The following is a 12,323-nucleotide window of genomic DNA, read 5'->3' as shown; positions in this document are numbered from 1 at the left end:
GACCTGACCCCGCTGACCTGGATCCGCAGCGGGCGGGTATCAGCTGGTGACTGATCTGGCCGACTGGATCGCCTATGAACGCGCCGTGCTCAGCGCCGCCGAATCCGGGTCGCTGACCGGCCTGGCCTTGTCGGCGGCGCTGGCCGAGGTCGCCATCATGCTGCCGTACCTGGGCGGGATCGGCCTGCTAGCTGCTGCCAGTTGCCCGGCTGTGGTTCCCTCAATTGCTCGGAGGCTCTGGAAGACTCCTGGATCTGCTTGGTAGCTCAGGTGCGTGACTGGTCTCCCGCGCCAGGCTCGCGGCCCGAGGTTACTTTCGGTCGCCTCGACGTCGCCCTGGCCGATTTCGGCTCGCTGCGGCGCGCCAACCGGCGACAACGCGATCAGGTTCCCCATTGGTCGATGTATGTGGCCTCCCAGTTTCGAGCAGCTTCAGCGAGGGATGGCGACGGCGCCGAGCATTCGGACCGGGCCCGATGAGCCCACCGCTGGCGCCGTCCTGACTATCGCTGGGCAGGGCGTAGAGCCGTAAGCCGAGCTTTGACGGCGGGGAGTCGCTCGCGCTCGGTGGCGGTGAGCGACGGGTTGTGCCGGCGCATCGTCAAAGCCTGCTCCACCGCGGTGAACAACTCGTTGCCGACGGCATGGACGAACGCTTCCACCATCGTGGTGGCAGACGATGCCAGCGGATGTTCCACGTTCGTTGCCACCTCGGCGAGGATCACCGCGGTGAGTGCGATGTCGAGTGCTGCCGGCCCCTCGGCCGCGTTGCGCCAATCGATCACGACCGGGCCTCTCGACGTCATCATGACGTTCTCCGGGTGCAGGTCGAGGGTGCAAGATACTCATGTTCTTGCTCCTCATGCCGCGCGGCGGCAGCGCGTGCAGTCGATGATGCAGCTCGGCCAGGCAAGCGGCCGCTTCGCGGGCGTCGAGCTCACCCGCGAGGAAGGCAGCCAGCATGGTGTGCCCGTCTAGTCGTTCCATGACGAGCTCGGCACCGTGGGCTTCGTACACCGTGGGCACCGGGAAGCCGAGGCTTGCCACATAATCCATGGTGGCGGCCTCGTTCGTCATGTCTGCGCCATCGCGATAGCGGCGCAGCACGCAGCGATCGTCGACGGCGTAGACATCGGCCTCTCGGCCCGATGCTAGGAGCGGCAAATCGATCACGCCGCGACACTAGCGCCAGCCGCTGGCTGTCGTGACGACCGCTGATGCGTCCGGAAGCGGCGATTCGCCGTACGGGCGTACCTGCGCAGGCCACACTGGGGGGATGAGGCTCGGTCGGCTGGCGGTTGGCGTGTGGCTCCTGAGCCCGCTCATGGCGGCGGGGTGCGGCGGCGAGGGGGCATCGTCCGGTAAGGCGGTGGTCTATACGTGCTGCAAGCAGGAGGACGTGGGCAAGGAGTATCGGCCGGGGGAAACGTTGACGCTGCACTGGACCGCCGAGGAGAAGGACGGGGCGCCTGCCTCGGGGGCGACGGATCTGCGGGCGCGGATGGTGGGTCCGTTCGACAGTGCCAGCGCGGTCAAGGAGGTGCCGGTCGGCGGGTCGACCGGGTCGCTGAGCTTGACTGCTTCGCCGGTGCGGATCGACGGTGGCGGGAAGACCGAGCCGGTCAGTGAGATTCAGATTCCGCGGGATGCCACGCCCGGTTACTACAACCTCAACCACATCAGTACGGCTGGCGGTTCGTCCGTGTCGGGTAACGCCGTGATCCGGATTGTGGCGGCCGGCTAGGACTCGTCCTCGTGGGGGTAGGAGCGCAGGGCGTCGTCGATCATGCGGGGGGCCTGCGGCATGGTCTGGTGGAGCAGCTGGTCGGCGATCGTGACGAGGTGGGCTCGCTGCTCCGGCGTCAGCACGTCGATGACTAGGCGGCGTGCTTCGCGTACGTGATCGGGCGCCGCCGTGCGGAGCTTGGCTAATCCGGCTTCCGTGAGGACCGCTTCGACTGCGCGTACGTCACCGGCGTGGGTGCGGCGCTCGACCCAGCCCTGTTTCTCCAGGCGGGAGACGGCGTGGGAGATGCGGGAGGCGGACCCGAACGAGAACTGCGCCAGCGAGCAGAGCTGCTGTGCGTGTCCGGGTGAGCGCTCAAGGGACACCAGGATCGAGTACTCGAAGAAGTTGATCGAGGCATCGCGGCGGAGTTGGGCGTCGATGGCGCTGGGCACGGTCGTCAGGACCGCGATGAGGCGCATCCAGGTGCTGAGTTCCTCCTTGTCGAGCCAGGCGGTGTCATCAGTCACAGCGGAAGCATACCTCCGGGGTATTGAACGTTCAACTCGACGTGTGTCAAGCTGTTGAACGTTCAACTCGAAGCTGTCCCGTCTGAGGAGAAACGCCATGACCCTGTTGCGCATCGACAGCAGCATCCAAGGTCCCCGCTCGGCCAGCAGCGAGCTTGCCGACCTGGCGGTGGCCGAGTTCGCCGCCAACCTGCCCGACGAGACCGTGGTCAAGCGGCACCTCGGCACCGACCCGCTGCCCGCCGAGGCCTGGGCGACCGCCATCGCCGGTGCGTTCACGCCGGCGGAGGATCGTTCGGCGGCTCAGCAGCAAGCCATCGAGCTGGCCAACTCCCTCGCTCAGGAGTTGCGGGACGCCGACGCTGCCGTCTTCGCGTTCCCGCTGTACAACTACGGCGTTTCTCAGCACGTCAAGACCTGGATCGACCTGGCGTTGGCGGGTGGCGTGCACGGTGAGCGCCTCCTGGACGGCAAGCCGGTCGTTCTGCTCACGACCCGGGGCGGTGCCTACGGCCCGGGCACCCCGCGCGAGGGCTGGGATCACAACACGGCCTACCTCGTCCGCATCCTGGCCGACATCTGGGGCGCGAACGTGACCGTGATCGAGCGCGAGTTCACCCTGGTCGGCGTGAATCCGGCGCTGGACGAGTTCACCGAGCTTGCCGCGCTGCTCAAGAAGACCGCCCACGAAGCCGCTGTCGCCGCGGGGAAGGCTCTCGCGACCCGCTGATCCGGGCTTACCAGGAGCGATCACGGATGGTGGCCCAGACGAGTTTGCCGCTCCGGCTGCGCCGGGCTCCCCAGGCATTCGCCACGGCCTGGACTACGCGCAGTCCTTGGCCGCGGGCCAGCGTGGGACTGCCGGGCTCGTGCGGCGAACAGGGCAGCAGCTTGGGCAGCCGGGGGTCCTTGTCGTGCATGGCGAGATAAAGTCCCTTTCCACGCCGCGGCAGGGTGATGCGGATGTGGGTGGCGGCATGTTCCACGCTGTTGGCTACCAATTCCGATATCACGGTGAGTGTCGCTTCTCGGATCGCTTCCAGCCGCCAATCGAGGCATGCTTGGGCGGCCAAATCCCGGGCGCGGGACGCCGACTGCGGTTCAGGTTGCACAATGAGCTGCGTCTGATAGGGAAGCGGTAGTCCGCAGGCCAGTGCCGCCCGCGCCTCAGGCATGCTCGCGAACACCGACAGCACCCGGAGTCCCCTATTTCTGCGGAGCCGGGTGGCAAGCATGGTGGCCGCCGGCAGGCAGATGGCAAGTTTGACGGGTGGCTGCTGCAAGCCGCAGGCCCGATGGGCGGCGAGCCACAAGCCCGTGCTGCGACCGTCGGGATCGCCGAGATCCGTCAGGTCGACGAGGATCGCCGGGGGCTGCTCGGCCAGGCATTTGTGGATGTTGGACCGCAGTGTGGCAGCAAACGGGGAACTCCAGCGACCGTGGACACCCAGGACCAGCGCATGGCCGTCGGTGTCGCTGACGATGTCCACGGGGGAATCAAAGGAGCTGTCGCAGAAATACGGGATAGCCATAACCATGATCCACCCTTCGGCACTGTCGCCGCGTTGCGTGCGTGCAGGGAAGGCTGCACAATCGTCGGGAAGAAAGTGCTGTCCCATCGCTTGCCGTCCAGCAACAGGTTTGGCTCCGGAAAATTAGTCCCGCGAAAATTGTCCGAGATCGCTGTCACGCAAAGATTTACCTGCAATCTGCAGGATGCAGTGAGAAAGGGAAACTGTCACTCGCCGCGCAGGCCACGAGCGGCGAATTGGTCCGCGAGCCGATCAGCGTGGCCGGATTAGCCTACGGCTCATGGCGGACACGCGGGTTATTGGCTTTCTCGGGCTAGGAGTGATGGGCGCACCCATGGCCTCGCGCCTCGCGCGGGCCGGCACGCCGCTGGTGGTCTGGAGCCGGCGGCGCGACCGGTGCTTCGCCGTACGCGAGCAAGGTGCCCGGGTGGCGCACAGCGCGACCGGCGTTCTCGAGCAGGCGGACGTGGTCCTGATGATGCTCGCCAACGATGCTGCCACCGATGCCGTTCTCGGGCGGGAGACGCCGGCGTTCTCCGCCGTGCGGGGGCGCCTCATCGTGCAGATGGGAACCACGTCGCCGGAGTACTCCCGGGGGCTTGCCGCTTCCGTGGCGGCCGCCGGCGGGCGATACGTCGAGGCACCCGTTTCCGGGTCGCGCGGCCCTGCCGAGGCGGGGCAACTCGTGGCGATGCTGGCCGGGGATCCCGCCGACGTCGCGGTGGTGCGGGCGGTGATCGCGCCGATGGTGCGGGAGTCGACCGATTGTGGGGCCATCCCGCAGGCGTTGCTGACCAAGCTGGCCGTCAATCTTTTCCTGATCAGCATGGTGACCGGGCTGGCGGAGGCCTACCACTTCGCCACGCGCTCGGGGGTGGATCTGCAGCGGTTCGCGGCAGTGTTGGATGCCGGGCCGATGGCGAGCGCCGTCTCCCGGATGAAGAGCGCCAAGCTGCGGGAACGCGACTTCGCGGTGCAAGCCTCGCTGCGGGACGTGCTGATGAACAACGAACTGATCGCCGCTGCCGCCCGCCGGGCGGGCATCCCGTCGCCCGTGCTCGACGCCTGTCACGCCCTGTACGCGGAGGCGGTGGCGATGGGCCACGGCGATGACGACATGGCCGCTGTCGTGCGGGCCTTGGAGAAAGAAGATTCGCATCAGCTCTAGCCCCTAAACTCAGACCGTAACGGTCTGACTACGCCGGAGGTGCGGGTGAAGCTCGAAGGTGTCGAGCTGCGCCGCGTCGCCATGCCGCTGGTCGCGCCGTTCCGATCCGCCTCAGGCGTCGAGACCACCCGGGACGTGCTGTTGCTGCGGGTGGTCACCGACCAGGCCGAAGGCTGGGGCGAGTGTGTGGCGATGGCCGGACCGCACTACTCCAGCGAGTACGCCGAAGCGGCCGCAAGCGTGGTGCGCCGCTTCCTGATCCCGGCGGTCGCTGCCACGCCCCGCCTGGACGCTTACGCGGTCGCCGCCGCGCTGGCGCCGGTCAAAGGGCACCGGATGGCGAAGGCGGCGTTGGAGACCGCGGTCCTCGACGCCGAGCTCCGCGCCGAAGGCCGGTCTTTCGCGCGTGAGCTCGGTGCCGTCCGCGCCCGGGTGCCGTGTGGCGTCTCCATCGGCATCCTGTCGTCGATCGGCGAACTGATCGACGCTGTCGGCGGTTACCTCGACGCTGGCTATCTCCGCATCAAGCTGAAGATCGCACCGGGCTGGGACGTCGAACCGGTCCGGGCGGTCCGGGAGCGATTCGGCGCCGACGTGCTCCTGCAAGTCGACGCCAACGCTGCGTACGCGCCGGCCGATGCCCGGCAGCTCGCCCGCCTCGACCCGTACGACTTGCTGCTCATCGAACAACCGCTGGCCGAAGACGATCTGCTCGGACATGCCGAACTAGCCAAGCGGATCACCACTCCGGTGTGCCTCGACGAGTCGATCACGTCGGCGCGGACGGCCGCCACGGCGATCGCCCTCGGCGCCTGCGCGGTCGTCAACGTCAAGCCGGGCCGGGTCGGGGGCTATCTCGAAGCCCGCCGGGTGCACGACGTCTGCGCGGCCCACGGTCTGCCAGTGTGGTGCGGCGGCGAGCTGGAGACCGGCCTCGGGCGGGCCGCCAATGTCGCGCTGGCCGCACTGCCCGGCTTCACCCTGCCCGGCGATATCTCGGCCTCGGACCGCTACTTCGCCACCGACCTGACCGCGCCGTTCGTGCTGGAGGACGGCCACCTGCCCGTCCCGGCCGGTCCCGGCCTGGGTGTGGAACCACTCGCCGGAGTCCTCGACGAGGTCACCACGGCCACCGAGTGGCTCCCGCTCTAACTTTTCCGCCGGCCCAGGCAACCTTTACCGGCGTCGTCGACCACTGACTAGCCATGACCCGAACCCGCCCGTTCTTCCGCTGCGCCGCCCGGCCGGAGCCGTTCTTCGCGTTCTCCGTCGAGACGCCCGCGCTTACCGCGACACTGCTCGACGAGGCGTATGACATGCTGCGCAGCTTCGACGCTGTGCTCGGTCCGACCAGTGCCGGCGGCTGGTACGTGCTCGGCCTGCGGGAACCCTCCCACGCCGCCGATCTTCGCATGCTGCCGGACTCGACCGCCCTGGCGCTGGCCGCGTTGCGTCGTGGACTCCGCGTCGCGATGCTGCCGGTCCTGCCCGAAGAAATTTCTGGACCAGCAGGCAACCTTTCCCGCCCGGACGAGCACTGAAGGGGTGTCCGCCCGCGGGGAGGCCGTTCCCGGACCTCACGGCCTCGTCGCGGGCGGCCGCCCGTACCCATGCTGAAAGGCCCGCATGCTCCGCAAGCGTTTTCTGTTGCCCGCCGCCGTGCTGACCGCAGCGGCCGTCGCCGCCGTCACCGGACTGCGCGGCCCGACCGACTCGATCGCTGGCACCGTGCCAGCTCCCGCCGCCCCGGCGCCCGAAACCATCGCGGTGCAGGCCGCACCCGGCGGTACCCGCAGCTGTACGCCCGGAGCCGAGATCCCGCGCGCCAAGTTCTGGCTCAACAACAACCAGTGGGGCAAGGAATCCGGCACCGGCACCCAGTGCATCTGGGACACCGGCACCCGCGGCAACCTCAGCTGGGGCACGAGCTGGAGGTGGGCCGGTCAGGCCAACTCCGTCAAGACCTACGCCAGCGTCGTCCGCGGCTGGCACTGGGGTTGGAAGGCTCAGCGCACCGGACTGCCCACCCAGCTGTCGGCCCGCAAACCGATCAAGACCAGCTGGACGTACGCGGTCAGCCCGCAGAACCCCGGCACCATGAACGTCGCGTACGACCTGTGGTTCCACGCCCTGCCCCAGCCGGACTGGATGCACCAGCCCACCGACGAGGTCATGATCTGGCTCTACCGCAGCGGCGGCGCCGGCCCACTCGGCACCAAGCAGGCGACCGTCACCATCGCCGGCACGACGTGGGACCTCTACCGCGGCGACATCGGCTGGAATGTGTTCTCGTTCGTGCGTACGGGCAACACCACCTCCGCCGACCTCGACCTGACCCGCTTCACCGATGACCTCACTGCCCGCGGTTGGCTGCCGCGCACCAAATACCTCTCCGGTATTCAGGCGGGCACTGAGGTCTTCACCGGCCAAGGCGCGCTGCACACCTCGGCGTACTCGGTGAAGATCGGCTAAGACCCCGGCTGCCCCGGCCCCCACAGCCGGGGCAGCCGGCCCGCCGCAGGCGGTGCCGTGCTGGCCCGAACGACAAGTTCCGGTGCTACGACGAGGTGGGTCGCGGATGCTGCCTCGTCCTGGTCGGACATGCGCTCGAGGAGGAGGGCGAAACTGCGGCGGCCGACCTCCGCGAAATCCTGGCGGACGGTGGTGAGCGGCGGCAGGAAGTTGCCGGCGTCCGGCAGATCGTCGCAGCCGACCACGCTGACGTCCTCGGGAATCTTTCGCCCCGCTTCGTGCAGCGCGCGCAGCACGCCCAGGGCGATGCGGTCACTGGCGCAGAAGATGGCGGTGACGGCGGGGTCGCAGGCAAGGTCACGGCCCCGGCGGTGGCCCCATTCGCTGGTCCAGGCGCCGAATTCGACGGCGGGGATCGGGACGCCGGCCGTGGCGAGGACGTCCCGCCAACCCGCGACGCGTTCCTGAGCTTCCGGCCAGTCCTGCGGGCCGGCGACGTGATGGACAGTGTGGTGGCCCAGGTCCAGCAGATGCCGGGTGGCGAGGCGGGCGCCGTTGACGTTGTCGCCGCGAACAGTGGAGTCGGCGGCGGGGTCGTGCGTGCCGCCGATGGCGACAACCGGAAGGCCTGACCGTGCCTGGAGGATGCCGCTGGTCACCGCTGGCTGAGGAGTGGCGGCAATGATGCCGTCGACGCCGTGCTGGGCGAGACGGTGGACCGCGTCGACCACCTCGCGGTGTTCCCGGGTGCGGATCGTCGCGATGCTGACCAGGTATCCGGCGGCACGGGCGGCTTCCTCGACGCCGTCCAGCAGGGCGGCCGGGCCGAACCGCGCGGTCTCGAAGCCGATCAGGCCGACCAGGTGGGAGCGCTTGGTGACGAGGGCGCGAGCGGCCAGATTGCGGCGGTAGTTCAGTGACTTCATCGCCTCGAGTACGCGGGTGCGGGTCTCGGCTTTGACGTTGGGGTGCTCGTTCAGCACGCGGGACACCGTCTGGTGCGAGACGCCGGCGAGTTGGGCGACATCGCGCATGACCGTGACCCGCTTCTTCGGTGGCACCCGGCCCCCTCGCCGATCTCCTCGTCGTGGCCGGTCACAGTCTAGATCGGGTTGACGTGACGACCCTCTTTATCGATACTCAATGCATCGACTTTCGATAAGGAGCTTCCTGTGGCGCCAACCCCTCGCCGCTCTGGCCCCCTGCGCCCGCTGCGGGTCCTGTTGACCCTCACCATCTTCGGCAACGTCGTGACTCTGCTCCTCGCGGTCATCGACTGGATCAGTGGTGGGCGGATCCGGACCGAGTTCCTTGCACCGCCCGAGGCGCTGAACAACCTGCTTCCCGACCCGCTGCAGCCAGCCTTCACGTCGAAGCTCGACGACCTCGTGGTGGTCACTATCGCCGAGCCCACCCTGGTCCAGAGAATGCTGGAAGTCGTCGCGGGGGGCGCGGTCGGCGCCGTTGCCTGGTTGGTGATAGCCGTCCTGGCCCGCCGGATCGTCGATTCGGCCCTGCGCGCGGATCCGTTCACCGTCAGCACCGCCGTCCAGCTCCGAAGGCTGGGCGTCATCATCCTCGCCGCCGGTGGACTCGCCGAAGTCATCGGCATGGCGGCGGCGTACGCGCTCTACCGCAGCGTGTTCTCGGACTCCGCCTACACCGGCCCCATCCTCGGCTTCTGGTGGTTGCCCCTGGGCCTCGCCGTGCTGGCGTTCGCCGCTGTCGTGCGACACGGCTGCGCGTTGCGCACCGAGCTCGACGAGGTCATCTGATGCCGCCCGAGGAAGACCACCGCATCGAGATCCACATAGACCGGCTGCTGGCCGCCCGCGGCATGACCCTCACCGAGCTCGCCGGCCAGGTCGGCCTCACCCTGGCCAACCTGTCGATCCTGAAAAACGGACGTGCCCGCGCCATCCGGTTCAGCACCCTGACCGCACTCTGCGACGCGCTCGACTGCCAACCCAGCGACCTGATCACCGTCCGACGCCGACCGTCGGTGCCCACGGGCGACCAATGACCTAGGCGCTGCCGGTGAGCCGCTGGATTTCGGCGCGCAGCTGCTCGGCCATGTCGGACAGCCCCTGCTGTCCGTCATGGTTGCCGCCGCTCGCGGCGGCGGCCACACCAACCACCTGATGGTCCATCTCACCAATCACCCCGGCGACCTCGTTGATCGCCACCAGCGCGTCGGAGGCAGCACGTTGCGCCGCCTCGACCTGGGCGGCGATGTCGTCCGACGACCGGTTCACTTCGTCGGCCAGGGTCTTCACCTCGCTGGCGACCACGGCGAATCCGCGGCCCGCGTCGGCAGCCCGGGCGGCCTCGATGGTGGCGTTGAGTGCCAGCAGCCGGGTCTGCGCGGCGATCCGCTTGATCAGCGCGACCGCGTCGGAGATCTGCTGGGAGGACCGCTCCAACGTCTCCATGGTGATGACGGCGCTCTGCGCCCGGTCCACCGCGTGGCGCGCGGACGTGGCCAGGGCGTCAGATGACGCGCCCAGCTCCGTGGAGGCGGCCGCGACCTGTTCCGCGACCGCCTGGACGCGGCCCGCCAGCTCGACCCGCTCCGTTTCACCCTGCGCCACCAGCTCCGCGGTCCGGTGCATGTGCTCTCGGGCTTCGTTGATGCCGTTGGCGGCGTCCCGGTAAGCGCCGTGCAGGCCGCGGGCGAGGAACTGCCGATGGTATTCGCCGCGCCGGACGGCTGCGAGCGACGCCGCCGATTCCCGGACGAACGCGTCGTTGACGTCGATCACGTCGTTGAAAGCGTCCCGGAGGCGCTGCAGCTCGGCCGGCCCCTCCTGGTACGGCACGCGCGCCTCGAGGTCCCCGGCCTGCAGCCGGGCCAGGGTGGCGAGCACCGCCCGAACCGTGGACCTGTACGCCTCGAGCTCGGTGGTCGTCTCCGTCGTGACGGGACGGGTCAGCAGCTTCATCGGTTGGCTCCCGGGGTGGTCGTGCCGGTGGTCAGGGCCCAGACGAACTCGTCGTAGTTCTGCCCGCGTTCGGTGAGCATGCTGTCGAGCAGCCGGCCCGAGGCCTCCAACGCGTCGGCGGGTCGGGAGTGCTTCTGTTCCTCGGCGCTGAGGCGGGCGTACAACGCTTGGATCGCGGTCACCGCTGCCCGGTCGGGGGAGCGCCGGTTGGAGTGGAACCCGGTGATCTGACCGTTCGCGTCGAACGAGGGCGTGACGTGCGCGAACACCCAGTAGTGGGCGCCGTCGCCGGCCAGGTTCACCACGTACGCAAAGATTTCTTGCCCGGCGAGTAGCCGCTCCCACATCAGCTTGAAGATCACCCGTGGCATGTCGGGGTGCCGGATCATGTTGTGCGGCTGGCCGATCACCTCGGACTCCGGGAACGCCGACAGCTCCAGGAACAGCGCATTGGCGTACTGGAGCACGCCCTTGCGATCCGTCTTGGTGACGATCAGCCGCCCCTGGTCGAAGGTGCGTTCCACCCCGGTGGGGCGTACGGCCAGTGATCGCATCTCAGCTCCGCGAGGCTAGGGCTAGGTGACGTCTGAGCCCATCGGTCCCGCCATGCCCGCCTTGAACGTCGGCAGCCGTTCACCACCCGCTTTCACCGCGCAGCGTTGCCGTACGGTTGCGCCGCGCCGATTGTCAGAACGGCACTGTGGCACACAGGTACGCAGAGTCGTCGAGAAGTTCTGCGGTGAGGGTCACCCCGGTGATGATGTCGGCCAATGCCATGGCGGCCGCCAGGTAGTTGCTGTCGTAACCCCATTCTCCGCCGTCCGGGCCTTCGAATCCCGCTCGCTGGAGCATGTCGTCGAGCTGACCTGCTCGGACACCGGTGGCGTTCTCGGGCGCCACCAGGTCGAATTCGGCCTGCACGATACCGTCCTCCGCCCACATGAAGGTGGTGTCCAGGTTGATTGTCCGCAGGTGTGACACCAGGGTCGTGCCCGTGGAGAGCCGCTCGGCGACGTCCCGGATCACGCCGCGGTATCCGAACGGCTCGAACAGGAGCGTCCAGTTCGCCACGGTCGACGCTGCGACGACACCTCCGGCGTCGCCCACCTCCTGCGTTTCGTGCCACACCGCTGTCATGTTCGGCACCGTGCGGAGGTGATCGCCGTCCAGCAGTGTCAGGACCTCCGCGGGAGCGCGGTCTTTCACCAAGGTCAGGCAATAGGAGTCGGAACCGTCGTCGTCGGCGAACCAGGCGTACTGAGCGGAGAGGCTGGTCATCAGGCCAGCTTCGCAGAGGGAGCGGAGTCAGCTCAGGTCGTTCGTCAACGGGCGGTGAGCAGGGTGATGACCTGGTCGATGTAGCGGCGGCGGTCAGCTTCGGTGGTGGGTAGCGTGCCTGGCGCGACGTGAGCTGTCTGGGCGTGGCCGAGGTAGGCGGTCACCGCGAGCAGTCCCCGGTGCCGGGCCTCGGCGGCAGGCCAGCCGAGCGCGGCGAACAGCCCCGCCGTGTACGCCACCCGACGCTCGGTGACTCGGGCGAGCACCGGGGCGACGTGCGGATGGTCGGCGGTAGCCAGCATCGCCAGTTCGATGGACCCGTCCGCCTCCAGCACCGTGGACTCCAGGACCAGGCCGATGAGTAACCGGAGCCGGGTCAGTGGATCGGGCTCCGCGTCGACGTGGCCGATCACGGCGTCGGTGTGTTCGCGTTCCCAGCGCAGGACCGCAGCCTCGATCAGGGCGTCCCGGTTGGCGAAGTGCCAGTAGAAGCTGCCTTTGGTGGTCCCGAGTCGGACCGCGAGCGGTTCCACCGCGATCGCCGCTAAGCCGCCGCCGGCCATCACGTCCAGCGCCGCCGCGGTCCAGTCGTCCGCGGTCAGTCGTCGCCCACCCATGACCGTACGGTACCGTATGGAAAACCGTACGGATGCGTATGGAAGTGAGGTGGTTGTC

Annotated in this window: 17 protein-coding genes; 9 read left to right on the top strand and 8 right to left on the bottom strand. The window is 68.5% G+C overall.

Going from position 1 to position 12,323, the window contains the following annotated elements; genetic code table 11:
* Positions 1-46 precede the first annotated feature (46 nt).
* Entirely contained in the window at positions 47-265 is a 219-nt protein-coding gene (locus ACIA1L_RS21110) for a hypothetical protein (protein ID WP_396074548.1), read from the top strand.
* A 238-nt stretch (positions 266-503) separates the two neighbouring features.
* Here the strand turns inward: ACIA1L_RS21110 and ACIA1L_RS21105 are convergent, their stop codons facing one another.
* Complete coding sequence (locus ACIA1L_RS21105) at positions 504-809, bottom strand: hypothetical protein (RefSeq protein ID WP_396074547.1); 306 nt, start codon at positions 807-809, stop codon at positions 504-506.
* 467 nt (positions 810-1,276) lie between these two features.
* Here ACIA1L_RS21105 and ACIA1L_RS21100 point away from each other — a divergent pair, with 467 nt between their 5' ends.
* The gene (locus ACIA1L_RS21100; protein WP_396074546.1) at positions 1,277-1,744 is read left to right on the top strand and encodes a hypothetical protein; all 468 of its coding nucleotides are present in this window, start codon (positions 1,277-1,279) and stop codon (positions 1,742-1,744) included.
* Here the strand turns inward: ACIA1L_RS21100 and ACIA1L_RS21095 are convergent.
* Positions 1,741-2,256, bottom strand: a complete 516-nt coding sequence (locus ACIA1L_RS21095; protein ID WP_396074545.1) for a MarR family winged helix-turn-helix transcriptional regulator — start codon at positions 2,254-2,256, stop codon at positions 1,741-1,743. The genes ACIA1L_RS21100 and ACIA1L_RS21095 overlap by 4 nt on opposite strands.
* Before the next feature lie 97 nt (positions 2,257-2,353).
* Here ACIA1L_RS21095 and ACIA1L_RS21090 point away from each other — a divergent pair, with 97 nt between their 5' ends.
* Positions 2,354-2,986: an FMN-dependent NADH-azoreductase gene (locus ACIA1L_RS21090; protein WP_396074544.1), complete on the top strand. Its 633-nt coding sequence runs from the start codon at positions 2,354-2,356 to the stop codon at positions 2,984-2,986.
* 7 nt (positions 2,987-2,993) lie between these two features.
* On the opposite strand, the gene ACIA1L_RS21085 is transcribed toward ACIA1L_RS21090, so the two are convergent.
* Positions 2,994-3,875, bottom strand: coding sequence for an ATP-binding protein (locus ACIA1L_RS21085; RefSeq protein WP_396074542.1), 882 nt, complete (start codon positions 3,873-3,875; stop codon positions 2,994-2,996).
* 193 nt (positions 3,876-4,068) lie between these two features.
* Here ACIA1L_RS21085 and ACIA1L_RS21080 point away from each other — a divergent pair, with 193 nt between their 5' ends.
* The 4 genes from ACIA1L_RS21080 to ACIA1L_RS21065 all read left to right on the top strand — a co-directional run bounded on the left by ACIA1L_RS21080 (position 4,069) and on the right by ACIA1L_RS21065 (position 7,428).
* A complete protein-coding gene (locus ACIA1L_RS21080; RefSeq protein WP_396074541.1) occupies positions 4,069-4,956 on the top strand; it encodes an NAD(P)-dependent oxidoreductase in 888 nt (295 codons plus the stop codon).
* A gap of 45 nt (positions 4,957-5,001) precedes the next feature.
* Entirely contained in the window at positions 5,002-6,108 is a 1,107-nt protein-coding gene (menC, locus tag ACIA1L_RS21075) for an o-succinylbenzoate synthase (RefSeq protein ID WP_396074540.1), read from the top strand.
* A 53-nt stretch (positions 6,109-6,161) separates the two neighbouring features.
* Entirely contained in the window at positions 6,162-6,497 is a 336-nt protein-coding gene (locus ACIA1L_RS21070; RefSeq protein ID WP_396074539.1) for a DUF2064 domain-containing protein, read from the top strand.
* Positions 6,498-6,582: 85 nt separating this feature from the next.
* Entirely contained in the window at positions 6,583-7,428 is an 846-nt protein-coding gene (locus ACIA1L_RS21065; protein ID WP_396074538.1) for a hypothetical protein, read from the top strand.
* Here the strand turns inward: ACIA1L_RS21065 and ACIA1L_RS21060 are convergent.
* Entirely contained in the window at positions 7,425-8,489 is a 1,065-nt protein-coding gene (locus tag ACIA1L_RS21060; RefSeq protein ID WP_396074537.1) for a LacI family DNA-binding transcriptional regulator, read from the bottom strand. The two genes, ACIA1L_RS21065 and ACIA1L_RS21060, sit on opposite strands and share 4 nt — an antisense overlap.
* A gap of 111 nt (positions 8,490-8,600) precedes the next feature.
* Here ACIA1L_RS21060 and ACIA1L_RS21055 point away from each other — a divergent pair, with 111 nt between their 5' ends.
* Entirely contained in the window at positions 8,601-9,203 is a 603-nt protein-coding gene (locus ACIA1L_RS21055; RefSeq protein ID WP_396074536.1) for a DUF2975 domain-containing protein, read from the top strand.
* Complete coding sequence (locus tag ACIA1L_RS21050) at positions 9,203-9,451, top strand: helix-turn-helix domain-containing protein (protein ID WP_396074535.1); 249 nt, start codon at positions 9,203-9,205, stop codon at positions 9,449-9,451. Before ACIA1L_RS21055 ends, ACIA1L_RS21050 begins: the two co-directional genes overlap by 1 nt.
* 1 nt (position 9,452) lies before the next feature.
* Here ACIA1L_RS21050 and ACIA1L_RS21045 read toward each other — a convergent pair whose 3' ends face one another.
* The 4 genes from ACIA1L_RS21045 to ACIA1L_RS21030 form a co-directional block, all read right to left on the bottom strand.
* A complete protein-coding gene (locus ACIA1L_RS21045; RefSeq protein WP_396074534.1) occupies positions 9,453-10,370 on the bottom strand; it encodes a methyl-accepting chemotaxis protein in 918 nt (305 codons plus the stop codon).
* Positions 10,367-10,924 carry a PAS domain-containing protein gene (locus tag ACIA1L_RS21040; protein ID WP_396074533.1) on the bottom strand — a complete coding sequence of 186 codons (558 nt, stop codon included), beginning with the start codon at positions 10,922-10,924 and terminating at the stop codon, positions 10,367-10,369. Before ACIA1L_RS21040 ends, ACIA1L_RS21045 begins: the two co-directional genes overlap by 4 nt.
* A 133-nt stretch (positions 10,925-11,057) precedes the next feature.
* Complete coding sequence (locus tag ACIA1L_RS21035; protein WP_396074532.1) at positions 11,058-11,648, bottom strand: DUF6461 domain-containing protein; 591 nt, start codon at positions 11,646-11,648, stop codon at positions 11,058-11,060.
* Positions 11,649-11,692: 44 nt separating this feature from the next.
* Positions 11,693-12,265, bottom strand: a complete 573-nt coding sequence (locus ACIA1L_RS21030) for a TetR/AcrR family transcriptional regulator (protein ID WP_396074531.1) — start codon at positions 12,263-12,265, stop codon at positions 11,693-11,695.
* Positions 12,266-12,323: the final 58 nt, after the last annotated feature.

Source organism: Actinoplanes sp. NPDC051859, assembly GCF_044452725.1.
GTDB lineage: Bacteria > Actinomycetota > Actinomycetes > Mycobacteriales > Micromonosporaceae > Actinoplanes.
The sequence above is the reverse complement of the archived record's forward strand: the minus strand, read 5'-3'. Positions and strand labels throughout refer to the sequence as shown.

Excerpts from the sequence above, each read along its gene's own strand:
- ACIA1L_RS21050 (WP_396074535.1), top strand. The coding sequence starts at position 9,203 with ATGCCGCCCGAGGAAGACCACCGCATCGAGATCCACATAGACCGGCTG.
- ACIA1L_RS21070 (WP_396074539.1), top strand. The coding sequence starts at position 6,162 with ATGACCCGAACCCGCCCGTTCTTCCGCTGCGCCGCCCGGCCGGAGCCG.
- ACIA1L_RS21100 (WP_396074546.1), top strand. The coding sequence starts at position 1,277 with ATGAGGCTCGGTCGGCTGGCGGTTGGCGTGTGGCTCCTGAGCCCGCTC.
- ACIA1L_RS21090 (WP_396074544.1), top strand. The coding sequence starts at position 2,354 with ATGACCCTGTTGCGCATCGACAGCAGCATCCAAGGTCCCCGCTCGGCC.
- ACIA1L_RS21035 (WP_396074532.1), bottom strand. The coding sequence starts at position 11,648 with ATGACCAGCCTCTCCGCTCAGTACGCCTGGTTCGCCGACGACGACGGT.
- ACIA1L_RS21065 (WP_396074538.1), top strand. The coding sequence starts at position 6,583 with ATGCTCCGCAAGCGTTTTCTGTTGCCCGCCGCCGTGCTGACCGCAGCG.
- ACIA1L_RS21040 (WP_396074533.1), bottom strand. The coding sequence starts at position 10,924 with ATGCGATCACTGGCCGTACGCCCCACCGGGGTGGAACGCACCTTCGAC.
- ACIA1L_RS21030 (WP_396074531.1), bottom strand. The coding sequence starts at position 12,265 with ATGGGTGGGCGACGACTGACCGCGGACGACTGGACCGCGGCGGCGCTG.
- ACIA1L_RS21085 (WP_396074542.1), bottom strand. The coding sequence starts at position 3,875 with ATGGGACAGCACTTTCTTCCCGACGATTGTGCAGCCTTCCCTGCACGC.
- ACIA1L_RS21045 (WP_396074534.1), bottom strand. The coding sequence starts at position 10,370 with ATGAAGCTGCTGACCCGTCCCGTCACGACGGAGACGACCACCGAGCTC.
- ACIA1L_RS21080 (WP_396074541.1), top strand. The coding sequence starts at position 4,069 with ATGGCGGACACGCGGGTTATTGGCTTTCTCGGGCTAGGAGTGATGGGC.
- ACIA1L_RS21105 (WP_396074547.1), bottom strand. The coding sequence starts at position 809 with ATGATGACGTCGAGAGGCCCGGTCGTGATCGATTGGCGCAACGCGGCC.